Source organism: Streptomyces sp. CA-181903 (assembly GCF_050937075.1).
In the GTDB taxonomy this organism is placed as follows: domain Bacteria; phylum Actinomycetota; class Actinomycetes; order Streptomycetales; family Streptomycetaceae; genus Streptomyces.
The window spans coordinates 625408-640404 of sequence record NZ_JBNJLY010000001.1; the positions used below are offsets into that span (position 1 = coordinate 625408).

11 protein-coding genes are annotated in these 14997 nt (G+C 74.1%); 7 read left to right on the forward strand and 4 right to left on the reverse strand.

From position 1 onward, the window contains the following. Positions 1 to 26: 26 nt before the first annotated feature. Positions 27 to 2204: a hypothetical protein gene (locus tag ACQEVS_RS02820; protein ID WP_433014684.1), complete on the reverse strand. Its 2178-nt coding sequence runs from the start codon at positions 2202 to 2204 to the stop codon at positions 27 to 29. A gap of 669 nt (positions 2205 to 2873) precedes the next feature. Here ACQEVS_RS02820 and ACQEVS_RS02825 point away from each other — a divergent pair. Next, complete coding sequence (locus tag ACQEVS_RS02825; protein WP_433014686.1) at positions 2874 to 4004, forward strand: carbohydrate-binding protein; 1131 nt, start codon at positions 2874 to 2876, stop codon at positions 4002 to 4004. Between the two features lie 95 nt (positions 4005 to 4099). Here the strand turns inward: ACQEVS_RS02825 and ACQEVS_RS02830 are convergent, their stop codons facing one another. Continuing rightward, positions 4100 to 4828 carry a 2OG-Fe dioxygenase family protein gene (locus tag ACQEVS_RS02830; protein WP_433014689.1) on the reverse strand — a complete coding sequence of 243 codons (729 nt, stop codon included), beginning with the start codon at positions 4826 to 4828 and terminating at the stop codon, positions 4100 to 4102. Between the two features lie 777 nt (positions 4829 to 5605). On the opposite strand from ACQEVS_RS02830, the gene ACQEVS_RS02835 reads away from it, so the two are divergent. The 3 genes from ACQEVS_RS02835 to ACQEVS_RS02845 all read left to right on the forward strand — a co-directional run bounded on the left by ACQEVS_RS02835 (position 5606) and on the right by ACQEVS_RS02845 (position 10408). After that, complete coding sequence (locus tag ACQEVS_RS02835) at positions 5606 to 6688, forward strand: alpha/beta hydrolase (RefSeq protein WP_433027210.1); 1083 nt, start codon at positions 5606 to 5608, stop codon at positions 6686 to 6688. A 259-nt stretch (positions 6689 to 6947) separates the two neighbouring features. Then, entirely contained in the window at positions 6948 to 9161 is a 2214-nt protein-coding gene (locus ACQEVS_RS02840; RefSeq protein WP_433014692.1) for a protein kinase domain-containing protein, read from the forward strand. After that, positions 9053 to 10408, forward strand: a complete 1356-nt coding sequence (locus ACQEVS_RS02845) for a DUF6777 domain-containing protein (RefSeq protein WP_433014695.1) — start codon at positions 9053 to 9055, stop codon at positions 10406 to 10408. The genes ACQEVS_RS02840 and ACQEVS_RS02845 overlap by 109 nt, the downstream gene beginning before the upstream one ends. On the opposite strand, the gene ACQEVS_RS02850 is transcribed toward ACQEVS_RS02845, so the two are convergent. After that, positions 10325 to 10930 carry a LysE family translocator gene (locus ACQEVS_RS02850; protein ID WP_433014698.1) on the reverse strand — a complete coding sequence of 202 codons (606 nt, stop codon included), beginning with the start codon at positions 10928 to 10930 and terminating at the stop codon, positions 10325 to 10327. The two genes, ACQEVS_RS02845 and ACQEVS_RS02850, sit on opposite strands and share 84 nt — an antisense overlap. A gap of 82 nt (positions 10931 to 11012) precedes the next feature. Between ACQEVS_RS02850 and ACQEVS_RS02855 the strand changes: the two genes are divergently transcribed. Next, positions 11013 to 12602, forward strand: a complete 1590-nt coding sequence (locus ACQEVS_RS02855; protein WP_433014701.1) for a PLP-dependent aminotransferase family protein — start codon at positions 11013 to 11015, stop codon at positions 12600 to 12602. Between the two features lie 7 nt (positions 12603 to 12609). Here the strand turns inward: ACQEVS_RS02855 and ACQEVS_RS02860 are convergent, their stop codons facing one another. Continuing rightward, a complete protein-coding gene (locus ACQEVS_RS02860) occupies positions 12610 to 13194 on the reverse strand; it encodes a TetR/AcrR family transcriptional regulator (RefSeq protein ID WP_433014705.1) in 585 nt (194 codons plus the stop codon). 104 nt (positions 13195 to 13298) lie between these two features. Between ACQEVS_RS02860 and ACQEVS_RS02865 the strand changes: the two genes are divergently transcribed. Both ACQEVS_RS02865 and ACQEVS_RS02870 read left to right on the forward strand, forming a co-directional pair. Beyond that, positions 13299 to 13742 (forward strand): nuclear transport factor 2 family protein, encoded by a 444-nt coding sequence (locus ACQEVS_RS02865; RefSeq protein ID WP_433014708.1) that lies wholly within the window; start codon positions 13299 to 13301, stop codon positions 13740 to 13742. Positions 13743 to 13955: 213 nt separating this feature from the next. Further along, entirely contained in the window at positions 13956 to 14933 is a 978-nt protein-coding gene (locus ACQEVS_RS02870) for a DUF6528 family protein (protein WP_433014711.1), read from the forward strand. The last annotated feature ends 64 nt before the right edge of the window (positions 14934 to 14997 follow it).

Here is a 14997-nt window from a genome sequence, read left to right on the forward strand (position 1 = left end):
AGGTGCGCACGGAGGTTCGGCGGTGTTCAGCGCCGGGTGCCGTCACCGGTGCCGTACGGGACCCGGTGGCCGGTGCCCGGCGGTACGGGCAGGGCGGGGGCGGGCGCCTGGACGCGGGCGGCCTTGCCGGTGGCGTGCGGTGTGGCCGGGGCACCGGCGGCGGGCAGGGTGAAGACGGCCGCGTTCTGGCCGGCGGCCGGGGCGGCCCAGCCGGAGCGCTGCCCGGCGTAGGCGTCGCCGAATGGCGTCGACGTGCCGTTCTTCACCTGGGTGGTGCCGGTGGGCAGGGTGAGGGTGGCCTCGACGCCTGCGGGCGCGGTGACGGTGACCTGGGTGCCGACGCGGTAGGCGGTGACCTTGCCGGCGTCGACGGCGGCGGACCAGGCGGCGCGCTTGCGCATCTCGGTGCCGATGTCGCTCATGCGGAGGCTGACGAGCGGGGTGTTGTCGGCGAAGAGGGCGGCGTGGTCGGCGAGGACCTTCTCCAGGACCTGGTAGCCGATCCGCTCCTCGGCGAGGTTGGACTGGTGCATGAAGTGCGGGCGCGGGTCGTTGGCGAGGACGTGCCCGAGGGCGATCCGGGCCTCCAGGGGCGCGATGTAGGAGGCGAAGCCCGTCTTGGTGTCGAGGGGGGCCTTGAGGCAGGTGGTGACGGTGGAGTTCTCGCAGATGCCGCTGCCGCCGTCGGCCTTCCTGGTGTAGAGCCAGTTGTACTCGTCGGTCTGCTCGGCGGCCTTGCCCACGTTGTAGTAGACGTTCATCGGGTAGCGCGAGACGGTCAACGCGGGGCCGGCCTGGCGCTGCTGCGGTTCCCGGGAACTGTCGCTGGCCAGCCACTTGACGCCGGTGACGGTGAGGGCGGCGGCCAGGTTGGGGTTGTCGTCCTTCTGCTGCGGCAGGGTGCGCAGCCCGGAGTGCTCACCGGTGACGAGCTCGTCGGGGTCGACCTTCAGCCCCCGGGCGGCGGCCCAGGCGAGGTTCTGGGCGATCTCCTGGGTGACCTTCTGACCGTCGACCCAGCGGATGCGGCCGAAGAGGTCGGTGGAGCACTTCCAGGGGACGACGGCGGTGTTCTGCACGCAGCCGAGGAAGGCGTGGGTGTAGGTGTGGTTGAGCCAGCGGAAGGACTGCTGGTCGGCGACGAACCGGTCCAGGAGCGGGTCCGCGGCGCCGTCGTGGGAGGCCCGGTACTCCTCACTGCCGACGCCGTTGAAGGCGAAGTCCAGCGGCAGGTTGTGGCTCTTCGACCACTCCTTGGCGTACGTCGCGTCGGCGGCCGTCATCCGGATCGGCGGGGCGTCGGGGGACGGGTTGCCGGGGCAGTCGACGTCGCCGGGGGTGCACTTGCGCTTGCTGTCCCAGCGGTCGTCGGAGGCGAAGAGGTCGTCGACGTGGACGCCGAGGTAGTTCCGCGAGGCGCCGAGGTGGACGCCCTGGGTGAGCCACTCGACGATGCCGCGGGAGACCAGCCGGAACTGCGTCTGGTACTGGTTGGCGACGAAGGTGACGACGAGCTCGCTGCGGCCGTCGTGGGCGTACTGGCCGATCAGCGAGCCGCGCGAGGAGGTGCCGGGGATGGGCGCGTCGACGTACGTGGTGAAGGTGGCGCCGTCGTCCTGCTTCTCCAGCGGGGCGGAGAGGTAGCCGTAACTCTCGTTGACGGCCGGGTCGTTGTCCTCGAAGGGGACGTTCTTCTTCAGGTAGCCGAAGGGTCCGCCGGCGCCCTCGGCGGTGACCGTCGCGGTCTTGCCGTCCAGGGGGCCGCTCCAGCCGTGTTCCTGGGCGGCGTTGAGGCCGACGGCGGGGCGGGCGTAGGTGTAGGCGTCCACTTGGCGGACGCCGAATCGTTTCTCGTAACCGGCCAGGGCGGCCATCTCCGGCGAACCGTCGCCGAACGGGTTGTCGTTGGGCAGGACGACGCCCTGGAACTTGGCGCGCGGTCTGCCGTCCACGGTGTCGCTGAGGTAGGCCGCGTCGATCCGCGGCCGGCCGGCGTCCTTGAGGTCGACCTTGGTGTACGGCGTGCCGGCGGTGGTCAGTTCGGCGGCTATCGCCTCGACGGCGGGCCCGCCGTCGTCGACGAGCAGGACCCGCAGGTCGACGCGGGGTGCCGGCTCGTCGGCATGGGCGCCGGCGGTGGGCAGCGCCAGCGCCGTCAGTGTCGCGGCGGCCCAGGCCGCGAGCAGACGTGTGGTACGTACCATGGTGCAACTCCCCCCTGCTGGGACGGCGGTGACAGGGCGGCGCCGTCCTCTTGGTGAAGATGTCCGCGCGGGGTGGCCGGGCCCCGGCGCGCACGGGTGGTCGAACCCCCGGCTGTTCGGTCGCGCTCGGCCGGCTCCCCACGCCGGCCGTACTGGTCTCCCCGGCGCCCTTGGTCGAGGGCGTGGGAGCGGGGGGCCACCGGGAGGCTCAGCCGCCCCTCGATCGCCCAGCCATATAGTGCGCCATGCCGGAACGCGGCGTATGTCGCACGGCGCAGGAGGCCGCCGGCGTTTACCTGTACCTGGCCGGAATCCGCCGTAGCGCGGCGGGCCCCGTACGGGACGGCCGCCTTCCGCTCGTCCGCCCGGCCCTCCGGGATGACCTGCCGCGACACCGCGGAGCCCGCGTTCCGGACTCACATCCCCCGAACATCAGTTCATGCTGCGAGGGAGGCGGCGTGTGCCGCGAGATCGGCCTGATGACAACTGTCGGAATTGCCGGGTGTGTTCGACCTCGCGCGGTACGAGACCGACCCTCGGGAGACCGACACCGGAGGGGCGCCTGCGACCGTCTGGATCCGCCGAGGCCGCTGCGACTCTTGACGCCGAGCCGGTTGTCATGGACATTACGGCTGCTTGGCATGGACCAACCCCACCGGGAGGCATCCCATGCGCAGACACCCTCACCCCCTGGCCACCGGCGGCCGGACGCTCCTCGCGGCAGCCCTTCTCCTCGCGTCCGCCGCCCTGACGACGGGCACCGCACAGGGCAGCGCGGCGCAGAGCAGTGCGGCGCAGAGCAGTGCCGGCCGCGGCAATGCCGAACACCGCAGCGCGGCCGTGGAACCGGGCGCCCGGCTCACGGACACCGCCGCGGCATCCGGCGCACGGCCCGGCACCGCCGCCGCGCCCGCCGCAAACCCCGCTCGCGTCACCGTCCGCCCCACCGGCACCACGACCGCCCGCACCCCCGACCCCGCCGCGCCCCACCGCGGCCGGGTGACCGGAGCCCGTACGCCCGACCGCTCCCCCGCCCGCGACCGGGCCGTCCGCGCCTTCGCCGAGGGCCGCCGCGCCGCCGCCCGCGAGGGCGGGCCGGACCGGTTCCACCGGCCGGCGCGCCCGGACGCGGACCTCACCCACGACTGGTGGGGCGTCTTCCCGCAGCCCGGCACCCACGACGGCATCACGGCCACCCACACCGTCGACCCCGCGTACCACGTGCGGGACTCCGAGAACTTCACCTACGCGCCCACCACCAAAGCCCAGAACTCGTGCATGGAAGTGGTCACGGCCTACTGGCAGAGCGGCCCCGAACTGTGGGCCTGGGACTGGTGCGGGTCGGGCGGCCCCGCCAAGACGCTGCCCGTCGACGCGGCGTTCCTCGCGAAGTACACCCCCGGCGGCGGCGCCCCGGCCGCCTACAGCGTCCAGCTGGTGCGCGAGGGCGGCTCGGGCAACACCTGGGGCGCCTACCTGTACAACCACCGCACGGCGAGCTGGGAGCTGCTCTACCGCCAGTCCGGGAAGGACCAGAGCGGGCTCGACCACGGCTGGGACATGTTCGAGATCTACGCGAGCGTCAACCCGGCCACCGGCGTGGGCTGGTACTGCACCGAGGCCCGGAACACCGTCTTCGACAGCTCCGCGGTCAAGCTCCGCCGCGACGGCGCCTGGAACCCGGCGAGCCCGGCGGACTCCCCCTGGACCGACCCCGCGCCCGACGGGCGGGACTTCCTCTGCCCGGGGCTGAGGTTCCTCCGCGCAGGGGCCAACGACCACTGGACCGTCCGCCAGTGACGCGCGGTCCCCGGCCGGGAGGCACCCTCCCGGCCGGGGACCGGCTCCTGAGCGTAAGGTCGGCTCCTGAGCGGAGATCAGCTTCAGAGCGGGGATCAGCTCCTGGCCGGGAAGTAGTCGACCAGCAGCATGTCCCGCACGCCACGTCCGGCCCCCGCGGCCGGACGGATGGGCGTGACGCCGTGGAAGACCCGGCGGTCGTCGAGGACGATGGTCTCGAACGGCGTGGTCAGCAGCGCCTCGTGGACGGGCACCCGGTCCAGGTCGTAGAGGCGCGAGTCGGCCCCCTCCACGTTCTCCCGCCGGATCAGCACCTGGGCCACGTAGCAGTGCCCGTCCTGGTGGACGCCCTCCGGGGCGGGGTGCCCCACGGCGTCCCGGGTGGCGACGACGCGTATCTGGTGCACCCCGCAGGCGTCCATCCCGTCACGCGGCCCGGGCAGCCGCTCGCGCAGGGCGCGGACGACCGTCTCCAGCGCCGGCCCCGCGGCCACGGCGTCGGCGAGCGGCGCGAACAGGCGGTCCACCCCGCCGTTCACCTTGTTCACCGCCCGGTCCTGGAAGAAGGCCACGTGCGGCAGCCGCTCCAGCCGGTCCGGATGGATCCGGAACCGGCTGTACCGGCGGAAGCGGTACGGGGTTCCGGCCCCAAGGTGGGGGTCGGCGGGCAGGTCGTCCCAGGAATCGCTGAACCGGGCCGCCTCCCCTGCCGGAAGCGCCCGGAGGGCCTCCGTCAGCAGTTCGGCGGGGAAGTGGGCGAACGGGGGCGGGAGTTGTGCGGCGGGCGCCTCCGGGCGCTCCGGGGCGCGGGGGGACGCGGACACGGGAATCATCGACTTCCTCAGCCTTTCTCGGCGTGCGTGAGCCGTGGGCCGCCGCGACGAGACCCCGCCGTGGGCCGTCGCGGGCCTTCCTTCCTGTACCGCGGATGAGCCGGTACCGGGCATCGAGCCTACGCACCGCCACGACGGGAGCCCAGCGGATCCCAACCTCCGTCACACAGGTCACACTTGTCACTTACGTACCAACCGCGCGACGGGCGACGGGCGACGGGCGACGGGCGACGGGCGACGGGCGACGGGCGACGGGCGACGGGCGACGGGCGACGGGCGGGAACGAGTCGCGCCGATTCCGGCAACCGCCCACCGCGCCCCCGTGCGGCCCGATTCCAACCGGCCATTCCGGACATCCGCAATTCCGGCCGCCCGGGAATTCATCTCGGCTCCGCGCGTCCCTCTCTCGGAATACATGATTCCGGCACCGGGGCCGCCGAGCCGTCGAGAACAGCGCGCGACCTATTCCGTACGACCCGTCACCGTGCTCCGGAACCCGCGCCGACAGCCTTCCCCCGACCCGCCCACACACCCGAGAACCCCCGACTGACCTGCGTTAACCGCTTGGTAATGTCGCCCTACCGCCCGGGTGGGATTCCGGCGGACTTCCGGGGCGGACATGCGCGCCGCCGAACGGCGCCATAACATGAGATTGCGGTGCATATACGGAACCTCCCCCGGTCGTCCTCCCTCTCTCTCAGGTGAAAGCACCCTCCAGGAGGAGTTACCACCGTGGGTCTCACGTCCCAGAATCTACTGTTGCTCTTGGTGTTCATCGCGGTCGCGGTGTGCGCCCTGGTTCTGTGGCTGTGGCCGCGCGCCGCCCGCAAGGGGGTGCTGTCCTGGGCCTCGCGCCTGGGCATGCTCGTCATCTCCCAGGTGAGCGTCCTCGCCGTGCTGCTCGTCGCCGCAAACAACGAGTTCGGCTTCTACTCCACCTGGAAGGAACTGTTCGGGCAGAACTCCAGCCACCAGGAGCTCCAGCCCGGCAAGGAGGGCGAGAAGCGGGCGCCCGCGCTCGTGGTGAAGGGGCAGGAGTCGGTGGGTCTCGGCCCGCGCGAGAAGGGCGGGCAGGTGGACCGGATATCGATCCACGGGCCGGTCACCGGCCTGAGCATGGACGGGTACGCGTACCTGCCGCCGCAGTACTTCCAGAAGGGCCATGAGAAGGACCGCTTCCCGGTGATCGTCGCGGTCACCGGCCAGCCCGGCGTCTCCAGAAACCTGATCACCCAGATCAAGGTCCCGCAGGCCGCGTCCAAGCTCGTCAAGGAGCGCAAGATGCGGCCGACGATCGTCCTGATGGTCCGGCCGTCGGTCGTCGCCGACCGCGACACCAACTGCACCGACGTCCCGGGCGGCCCGCAGGCGATGACCTTCTTCAACCAGGACCTGCCGGTCGCCGTCAACGACAAGTACCGGGCCGACAACTCGCGCGGCGGCTGGGGCGCGGTCGGCAACTCCACCGGAGGCTACTGCGCGTTGAAGATGGCCATGACCAACCCGGCCCGCTACGGCGCCGGCGCCGGCCTCTCCGCCGACTTCTTCGCCCGCCAGGACCGCGAGACCGGCGACCTCTACGCCGGCAGCAAGCAGCTGAAGAACGAGGCCGACCTGGTCTGGCGCCTGACCCACATGCCCGCGCCGCCGGTGTCGCTGCTGGTCGGCGTCAGCAAGAAGGGCGAGGAGACGTACCTCAAGCAGGCCACGCACTTCGCCGAGAAGGCCAAGTGGCCCACCAAGGTCGACAAGCTGATCCGCGACGAGGGCGGCCACAACTTCCAGACCTGGCGCGAGGAGTACCCCGAGGTCCTCCGCTGGCTCGACCGCCAGCTCGCCGACCCGCGCTGATCGGGCGCTGTTCATTCGCCGGACGGGCTGATCAGCCCGTCCGGCGCTTGAGGACGAGCGGCGAAGCCGCGAAAAGCGGGGTCTGGGGCGCAGCCCCGGGAAACGGCGAAGTGGGGGTCCCCCCTCTGGGGGAGGAACCGGGGCACCGAAACCCTCCCCCCGGGAACGGTATGGCACGCCGTCGCGTCCCAGCCGGTGTGGCCCGATTGCGCGGGTGCCCGGAGCGGCCCGGGCCCCACGGGGGAGGGGGCGGGACGGCATGGACGCCAACGGCGGCGACGAGCGGTTTCCCCTGCTGGCCGGGCGGTACCGGCTGCTGGGCAGGCTCGGCAGCGGCGGCATGGGCGTGGTGTGGCGCGCCTACGACGAGGTGCTGGGCCGCGAAGTCGCCGTCAAGGAGGTCCGGGCCCCCGAGCATCTGCGCGAGGCCGACGTCCGGGTGCTGCACGCCCGGCTGGTCCAGGAGGCCCGGGCGGCGGCCCGCATCAGCCACCCCTACGTGATCACCGTGCACGACGTGGTGGAGGAGCACGGCCGCCCGTGGATCGTGATGGAGCTGGTCCGCGGCCGGTCGCTCGCCGACGTCCTGGAGGCCGACGGCCTCCTGTCGCCCGGGGAGGCCGCGCGCGTGGGGTCCGCGGTGCTCCTGGCGCTCCGCAGCGCGCACGCCGCCGGCGTCCTGCACCGCGACGTCAAGCCCGCCAACGTCCTGCTCCAGGACGACGGACGAGTGGTGCTGACCGACTTCGGCATCGCCCTCGTCGAGGGCACGGGCACCCTCACCCGTACCGGCGACGTCATCGGCTCGCCCGACTACCTGGCCCCCGAACGGGCGCTCGGCAAGCACCCCGGCACCCCCTCGGACCTGTGGTCGCTGGGTGCCACGCTCTACGCGGCCGTCGAGGGGATGTCGCCGTTCCGCCGCGCCTCCGCGCTGGGCACGCTCCAGGCCGTCGTGCACGAGGACCCGCCGCCGCCCCGCCGCGCCGGCCCGCTCGCACCGCTCCTGCTCGGCCTGCTCCGCAAGGACCCGCACACGCGCATGGGTTCGGTGGAGGCGCAGCGGCTGCTGGACGCGGCGGCGTCCGCGCCGGCGGCGGGCGGGCGGACGGGGGCGGGGGCCTCCTTCGCGGATCACGGGCGATCGGGCAGGCGCCCTGGTGAACGTGACACCGGTGAAGGCGCGGGCGCCGCCTCCGAAGCCTCGGGAGAGCGGGCCCCGGACGGGACCACGGAGGAACGGCCGTGGGCAAGGGCCCTCGCCGACCCGCGTACGGGCGGGGGCTCGGGGACGGGTTCGGGATCAAATTCGCGTACGGGTCCAGGTCCGAATACGAGTTCGGGTACGGGGACAAGTCCGGCGACGCCCCGGCCCCGGTCGGACACCGGACCAGCGACGGAGCCCTGGAGCCCCGGTCCGGGGGAACCGGCCGGGCCCGGGACACCATCCCGGCCGGATACGGCGCAGGGCCCCGGCGCCACCGCCGGTCCGGGTGCGGCGTCGGGCTCCGGTATCCCCGCCGGTTCGGGGCCGCCCTCCACCTCTGCGAGCTGGCGAACCCCCGCAGGCCAGGGCACGACCGCGGACCCGGGCAGGACCACGGACCCGGGCCCGTCCTCGGGCCGCAACGCGTCCGCCACCCCCCGCCCACCGGACGGAACCCCGCCCGCGCCCCCGTACCACGACCCCGGCACCCCGCCCGGGCACCTTCCGACGTACATCCCGACCTCGCCCGACGTCCGCCCCTTCTCCCCCTCCCCCACCACGGGCCACCCCGCCCCCGAAACCGGAACACCCCCCACTCCGTACACTCCGTACACCCCGTACACCCCCTACAACTCCTACGCCCCCGCGCCCCACCCCGACTCCCCGGCCGTCCTGCGGTCGTCGGGGACGCCGGGACTCGTCGCCGGCGGTGGCGGGGCGGCGCCGGGCCGCAGGGGCCGGTGGTCCGCGCGCAGGATGGCCGCTCCCCTGCTGGCCCTGCTCATCGCGGGCGGGGCGTCTCGGCCGTCCTGTTCCTCGACGACGGCAAGCAGTCGGGGACGAGCCCTTCGGGCGGGACGTCGACCCCGTCCTCGGCGCCGGTGCGGCAGCCGGAGTCCTCCTCCGGGACGAACGGCGACCGTTCGTCGGCCCCCGCGCCGACCGACGACGGCCGGTCCGGCGGTCCGGCGGAATCCGCGCCCGGCCCGACGACGACCTGTCCGCCCGGCAGCTGGGTGGCGACCTGCCGCCCCTACTGACGCCCAACAACCCGTCCGCACAAGACCGTCAGCGTCCCGGTCCACCCACAGGTCCGCTCACGAGAAGTCCACCGACAGTCATCGGCAGTGCAAGAACCGGCAATCGGGGGTGCGCACATGCGGCTGGAACCCGTCCCCAACGACACGGCGAGCAGGCGGAAACGGCGACGGCTCCGGGCCGCCGCCGTGCTGGCGGTCCCCGTCCTCGCCATCGGCCCGGCCCTGACGGCGTGTTCGTCGGACGGCTCCGGCGGCGGCGACCGCAAGAAGACCATCGCCCTGGAGGCGGTCGGGCAGACCGGTGACGCGCCGTTCGTCTCCGACCCGCACAGTGACGTCCGGGGTGTCAGTTCGACGGACGGCGGAGGGACGACGGTCGGCGACTCCCCGGGCGCGTTCGGCGGCACCCGGCAGGTCTCCCGCTGCGACAAGGCCCAGTTGCTCAAGGACCTGGCGGGCGACCCGGTCAAGGCCAAGGCGTGGGCCGAGGCCCGCGGCATCGCGGAGCCGGCGATCCGGGAGCACGTCGACGGCCTGACGCCGGCGATCCTGATGCACGACACGCTCGTCACCAACCACGACTACGACGGCGACGGCCGGACGCGGGCCTACCCGGCCGTGCTCCAGGCCGGCGTGGCGGTGCTCGTCGACGCCTACGGGAAGCCGGCGGTCAAGTGCAACTGCGGCAATCCGCTGCGGGAGCCGGACTCCTCGGTGAACGTGCGCGGCGCGGCCTTCGACGGGCGGCGCTGGGAGGGCTTCGCCGTGGCGACGGTCACGGTCGTCCTGCCGCGGCCCGCCGACAAGGGGCCGATGAAGGCGATCCCGCTGGTCGACACCGAGCGGAAGGACCGGATGTTCCACCGCGAGGTCGGTGACGACGGCTCGCACGACTCGGCGCCGACGCCCCGGCCGCCGACGCCGTCCCACACCTCTGGTACGGGCACGGGCTCGCCCGCGCCGGACGGCTCCGGCCCGTCCTCCGGCCCATCGGCACCGTCCTCCTCCGACTCGTCCGCCCCCTCGGCCTCCTCGGACGCCTCCTCGGACGCCGCCTCCCGCCCGCCGTCCGACGGACCGTCCGCGTCCGCCCACGGCTCCGCTCCGAACGGCCCCTCCCCCGACGGCTCCTCGTCCCGCCCTCCGTCGACACCCCGCATACCGTCCACACCGCACGTCCCGACGGCACCCCACCCCCCGTCGAAGCAGCCCTCGGTCGTCCCGCCCACCCACGCGGCTCCGACGACGGCGCCGCACGAGTCCGCGGTCAAGCCCTCCGCGCCGCTGATGGCCACGCCGCCGCGTCCACCGCGGACGGCGCCGCCGCCGGAGGCCCGGCCGGCCGAACCGCCCTCGGCGGGCGGCGGACACTCCGCGCCGCGAGCGCCGTCAGAGGAACGCCAGTCCGATCCCCAGCGCCGCGAAACCACCCGCGAAGGCACGGCGAACCCAGCGCGTGGCACGGGGACTTGAGACCACCCGGTCCCGGAAGGCCGCCGCGCACCGCCCGTAGACGACGAACACGAGGAACGTGAGGAGGACGAAGACGGCGCTCAACTCAACCATGCGCGGCAGGGCGTGCGGCTCGTCCTCGCTCACGAACTGCGGGAGGAAGGCGAAGAAGAAAAGGGTCAGCTTGGGATTGAGAATGTTGATCAGCACACCGTCGAGGATCGTCCGCGCCGCGGACCGCGGCGCGGTGTCCTCGTCGGCGGCGAGTGACCCCTTGTCCCGAAGGGTCGCCCAGGCCATGTACAACAGGTAGGCGACACCGGCGTATTTGAGGGTCTGGAAGGCCAGGGCACTGGTGTGCAGCAGGGCCGCCAGGCCGGTGACGGCCGCCGCCATGTGCGGCAGCGTGCCGAGCGTGCAGCCGGTCGCGGCCACGAGGCTCGCCCGGGCGCCGCGCGAGAGGCCGGCGGCCATGGTGTAGAGCACGCCGGTGCCGGGGGTGGCCACGACGATCAGTGAGGTCAGCAGGAATTCGATGCTCAAGGTGCTCCGTCCGGGACACGCGCGCCGGGCCCTGTCCGCCCCGGCGTCTCCTCCTCTCCGACCCTGCCGTCACAATGGCCCGATGGACAGGTCCAAAGAGCGCGCGTCCGAAGGGTCCATAACACCGACACCGGCTGCCTCCGGCCAGGAGCCGAGCGCCGCCGGCCCGAAGTCAGGTACCGCCGGCCCGGGCCCCAGCATCACCGGCCCGGCACCGAGTACCGCCGGTTCGGACTTCCTCCAACTGGACGTCGGCGACGCGCCCCCGGGCGGGCTGGCCGACTGGCTGACCCGGCGGCTCCGCGAGGCGATCGCCGACGGGCGGCTCCCGGTGGGCAGCCGGCTGCCGCCCAGCCGGCAGCTGGCCGGTGAACTGCGGCTGTCCCGTGGCGTCGTGATCGAGGCGTACCGCCGGCTGACGGAGGACGGGCACGCGGCCGGGCGCGGCCGGCACGGCACGTTCGTGGTCGCGGCGCCGGCCGTGCCGCGCGTGCCGTCCGGGCGGGCGCCGGCCCCGGCGCGTCCCGCCCGTCCCGACGGGCTGTTCACGGCCCCCGGGTCGGACGCGTTCGACGCGCTGCGGGCCGCTCCGGCGCGGATCGACCTGTCGCCCGGGCTGCCGGACCTCGCCGCGTTCCCGCGGGCGGCCTGGCTGGGCGCCGAGCGGGCCGTCCTCGGCTCCCTCACCTCCTCGGCGTTCGGCTACGGCGACCCGCGCGGCACGCCGGAACTGCGGCTGGCCCTGGTCCGGTGGCTCGCCCGGACGCGGGGGATCGTGGCGGACCCGGACGAGGTGATCGTCGTCGGCGGAGTCGCCCAGGCGATGGGCCTGGTGGCCCAGGTGCTGGTGCGGGCGGGGATCGGCGAGGTGGCCGTGGAGGACCCGGGCCCGCTGGGCGCCCGGCAGCACTTCCGGTACTGGGGCGCGGCGACGCCGCCGGTGCCGGTGGACGCGGAGGGCGTCCGCGTCGACGCGCTGCGGGCCACCGGCGCGCGGGCCGTACTGCTCACCCCCGCGCACCAGTTCCCCACCGGGGTGGTCCTCGGGGGCGCCCGGCGGCGGGCGTTGATGGACTGGGTCGCGGACGGCGGCCTGATCGTCGAGGACGACTACGACGCGGAACACCGTTACGACCGGCCCCCGGTGGCGGCGCTGCGGTCGATGCTCTCGGACGGCGTCTGCTACATGGGCAGCGTCTCCAAGCTGTTCGCGCCCGCCCTGCGCGTGGGCTGGCTGCTCGCGCCCGCGCGGTACCGGGAGGCGCTGGTGGACGCGAAGCGGTTCACGGACCTGGGCAACGCGGCGCTGCCGCAGCTGGTGCTGGCCCGGCTGCTGGAGTCGGGTGAACTGGAGCGTCATCTCCGGCAGTTGCGGCGGCGGCACCGGAGGCGCCGGGACGCGATGATCGAGGCGATCGGCGCCCGGCTGCCGGGCACGGTGGTGCACGGCGCCGCCGCCGGACTGCATCTGATGGTCACCTTCGACGGCGGTCCGGACGACGCGGCCGTGGCCGAGGCGGCTCTGGAGCGGGGCGTGAAGGTCCAGCCGCTGTCCTGGCACGGCATCCGGCCCCGGCGCCCCGGCCTGGTGCTGGGTTACGCGGCGCTGCCCGCGTCGGACATCGCGGAGGGCGTGGCGACGCTCGCGGAGGTGATCCGCGACCTGTCCTGACGCCTCGTCAACTCGCCTTCTCCATGAGAGCCCGCGCCGCCGCCCGCGCATGCAGCGCGGGCTCGGCGCTCCCGGAGAGGGCCGCGGTGGTGATGGCCCCCTCCGCGAGGAGGAGGAGTTGGTCGGCCAGCGCCTCGGAGCCGCCCGCGGCGGCGGCCAGCCCGCCCAGGTACCGGCGGAAGGCGTCCTTGTGGCGCCGCGCGGCGGCGGCGACGCCGGGGTGGGTGGCGCCCAGTTCCCCATAGGAGTTGACGAAGGCGCACCCCCGGAAGTCCGGCTCGCGGAACCACGCGTGGAGCCAGTCGAAGACGGCCAGCACCCGTTCGGCCCCGGCCGGGCGCGCGCCGGCGAACCGCTCCAGCGAGGCGCGCCAGCGCTCGTCCTGGCGGCTCAGATACGCCTCGACGAGGGAGTCCTTCGAGGGGAAGAGCCGGTACAGCCGCTTGAGCGGCACCCCGGACGCGGCCCGGATCGCGTCCATGCCCACCGCCTGCAGCCCCCGGCCGTAGAACAGTTCCTCGGCCGCGTCCAGCACCCTGTCCTCCGGACTCTCCACCGGTCCGGGCCCCGCCTGCGTCGCGGACTCCGCCACTTCTCTCCCTTGTGCGAGAACCACCGTTCTCCTACGCTACCGCACACCATGGAGAACGATCGTTCTCCGCTGCTCACGGCCGCTGCCCACACCAGGAGACCGCCATGCCCGACGCCCCGAGGCCCCCGCTGCCGCCGTTCACCGCCGAGACCGCCCTGGAGAAGGTGCGCGCCGCAGAAGCGGCCTGGAACAGCCGCGACCCGGAGCGGGTCGCGCTCGCCTACACCGAGGACTCGGAGTGGCGCAACCGCGACGTCTTCCTCACCGGCCGCGCCGAGATCGTCGCCTTCCTCCGCGACAAGTGGCGCCGCGAACTCGACTACCGCCTCCGCAAGGAGCTCTGGGCGTACACCGACCACCGGATCGCCGTGCGCTTCACATACGAGTGGCACGACGCGGCGGGCCACTGGTACCGCTCGTACGGCAACGAGAACTGGGAGTTCGCCGCGAACGGCCTGATGAAACGCCGCTTCGCCTCGATCAACGACGTCCCCATCCGGCAGCGTGAACGCCTCCTGACCACACCCCCCTCCGGCCGGGACGCCTGAGCCGCCTCCCCTCGCACTCCCGCCGCGGTCCGCAGGGCCGGCGGCGTCCGCCGGTTGACGACGCGGGGCCGGGACGGGCCGCGCCGGCCCGTCAGCGCCGCGCCCGGCGAGCACCCCCGGAGCGAACTCCCCGTCCCCCAGGCGTGGCGTCGTGCCGCCCCGCCCCGTCCGGCCCATTCTGGCCCTCGTGCGCACCCCTGAACCGGACCGCCCGTGCGGCGCCTGCTGACGGCCGCCCTCCTGGCCGTCGTCGCGCTGACCGGCCCCGCCGCCGGCGCGCAGCCGCGGGCGGGCGGGGGCCGGGGCGCGGCGGGGACGCCCATCGTCGCCGCCGACCAGGCGAGCCGGGCCGTGTACGTCCTCCGGTCCGAGGCGCGGAGCTGGGACGTGGCCCGGGGCACGGGCGTCCTGTGGTCGTGGAGCGCGGACGGCCGGGCGGAGCTCGCCGACCTGGACCCGGGCTCGTCGTGGAGCAACCCGAGCGAGGCCAAGCTCCGCGAACTCGGCGGCCGCCGCTATCTGCTGGCCACCGCCTCCGGCGGGCTCGCCGCAGTGGTCGGATATCCGGGGCGGGACGTGTACTGGGCCGCCCACACCGGGCCGGGCAACGCCCACAGCATCGACCTGCTGCCCGACGGCGACGTCGCCGTCGCGGCCAGCACCGGCGGCTTCGTCCGCGTCTACGCGGCCTCGGCCGGCTCCCGCGCGACCCGCCACGCGGAGGTGCCGCTGCGGGGCGCGCACGGCGTCCACTGGGATCCCGGGACGCGGCTGCTGTGGGCACTCGGCAGCCGGGAGCTCGTCGCCCTGCGGGTGGAGGGGCCGGCCGACGACCCCGGGCTGGCCGTCGTCCACCGCAGCGCCCTGCCGACCCGGGACGGTCACGACCTCGCCCCCGTCCTCGGCACGAAGGGCCGCCTCTGGGTGACCACCGGCACGGCCGTCTACCAGTACGCGACGGGCCGGCACCGCTTCGTGGACTACCCGCTGAGCTCGCGTATCACCGCTCCCGGCGTCAAGAGCATCGGCGACGACCCCGTCGGCGGCCGGATCCTGACGGCCCGGCCCGAACCGGGGCACTCGTGCGTCTGGTGCACGTCCGTCCTCACGTTCCACCGGCCGGACGGCACCAAGCGGATGGTGCGCGGCGCGATGTACAAGGCCCGCTGGTGGACGTCCCGCCGGAACTGACGCCGCCGGGACCGACACCCCCGCCCCTCATCAAGAGCGCCCGCGGCCGTCCTGACACACTTTC

Coding starts and splice junctions, on each gene's coding strand:
- ACQEVS_RS02840 (WP_433014692.1), top strand. CDS start 6,948: ATGGACGCCAACGGCGGCGACGAGCGGTTTCCCCTGCTGGCCGGGCGG.
- ACQEVS_RS02865 (WP_433014708.1), top strand. CDS start 13,299: ATGCCCGACGCCCCGAGGCCCCCGCTGCCGCCGTTCACCGCCGAGACC.
- ACQEVS_RS02845 (WP_433014695.1), top strand. CDS start 9,053: ATGCGGCTGGAACCCGTCCCCAACGACACGGCGAGCAGGCGGAAACGG.
- ACQEVS_RS02820 (WP_433014684.1), bottom strand. CDS start 2,204: ATGGTACGTACCACACGTCTGCTCGCGGCCTGGGCCGCCGCGACACTG.
- ACQEVS_RS02855 (WP_433014701.1), top strand. CDS start 11,013: ATGGACAGGTCCAAAGAGCGCGCGTCCGAAGGGTCCATAACACCGACA.
- ACQEVS_RS02825 (WP_433014686.1), top strand. CDS start 2,874: ATGCGCAGACACCCTCACCCCCTGGCCACCGGCGGCCGGACGCTCCTC.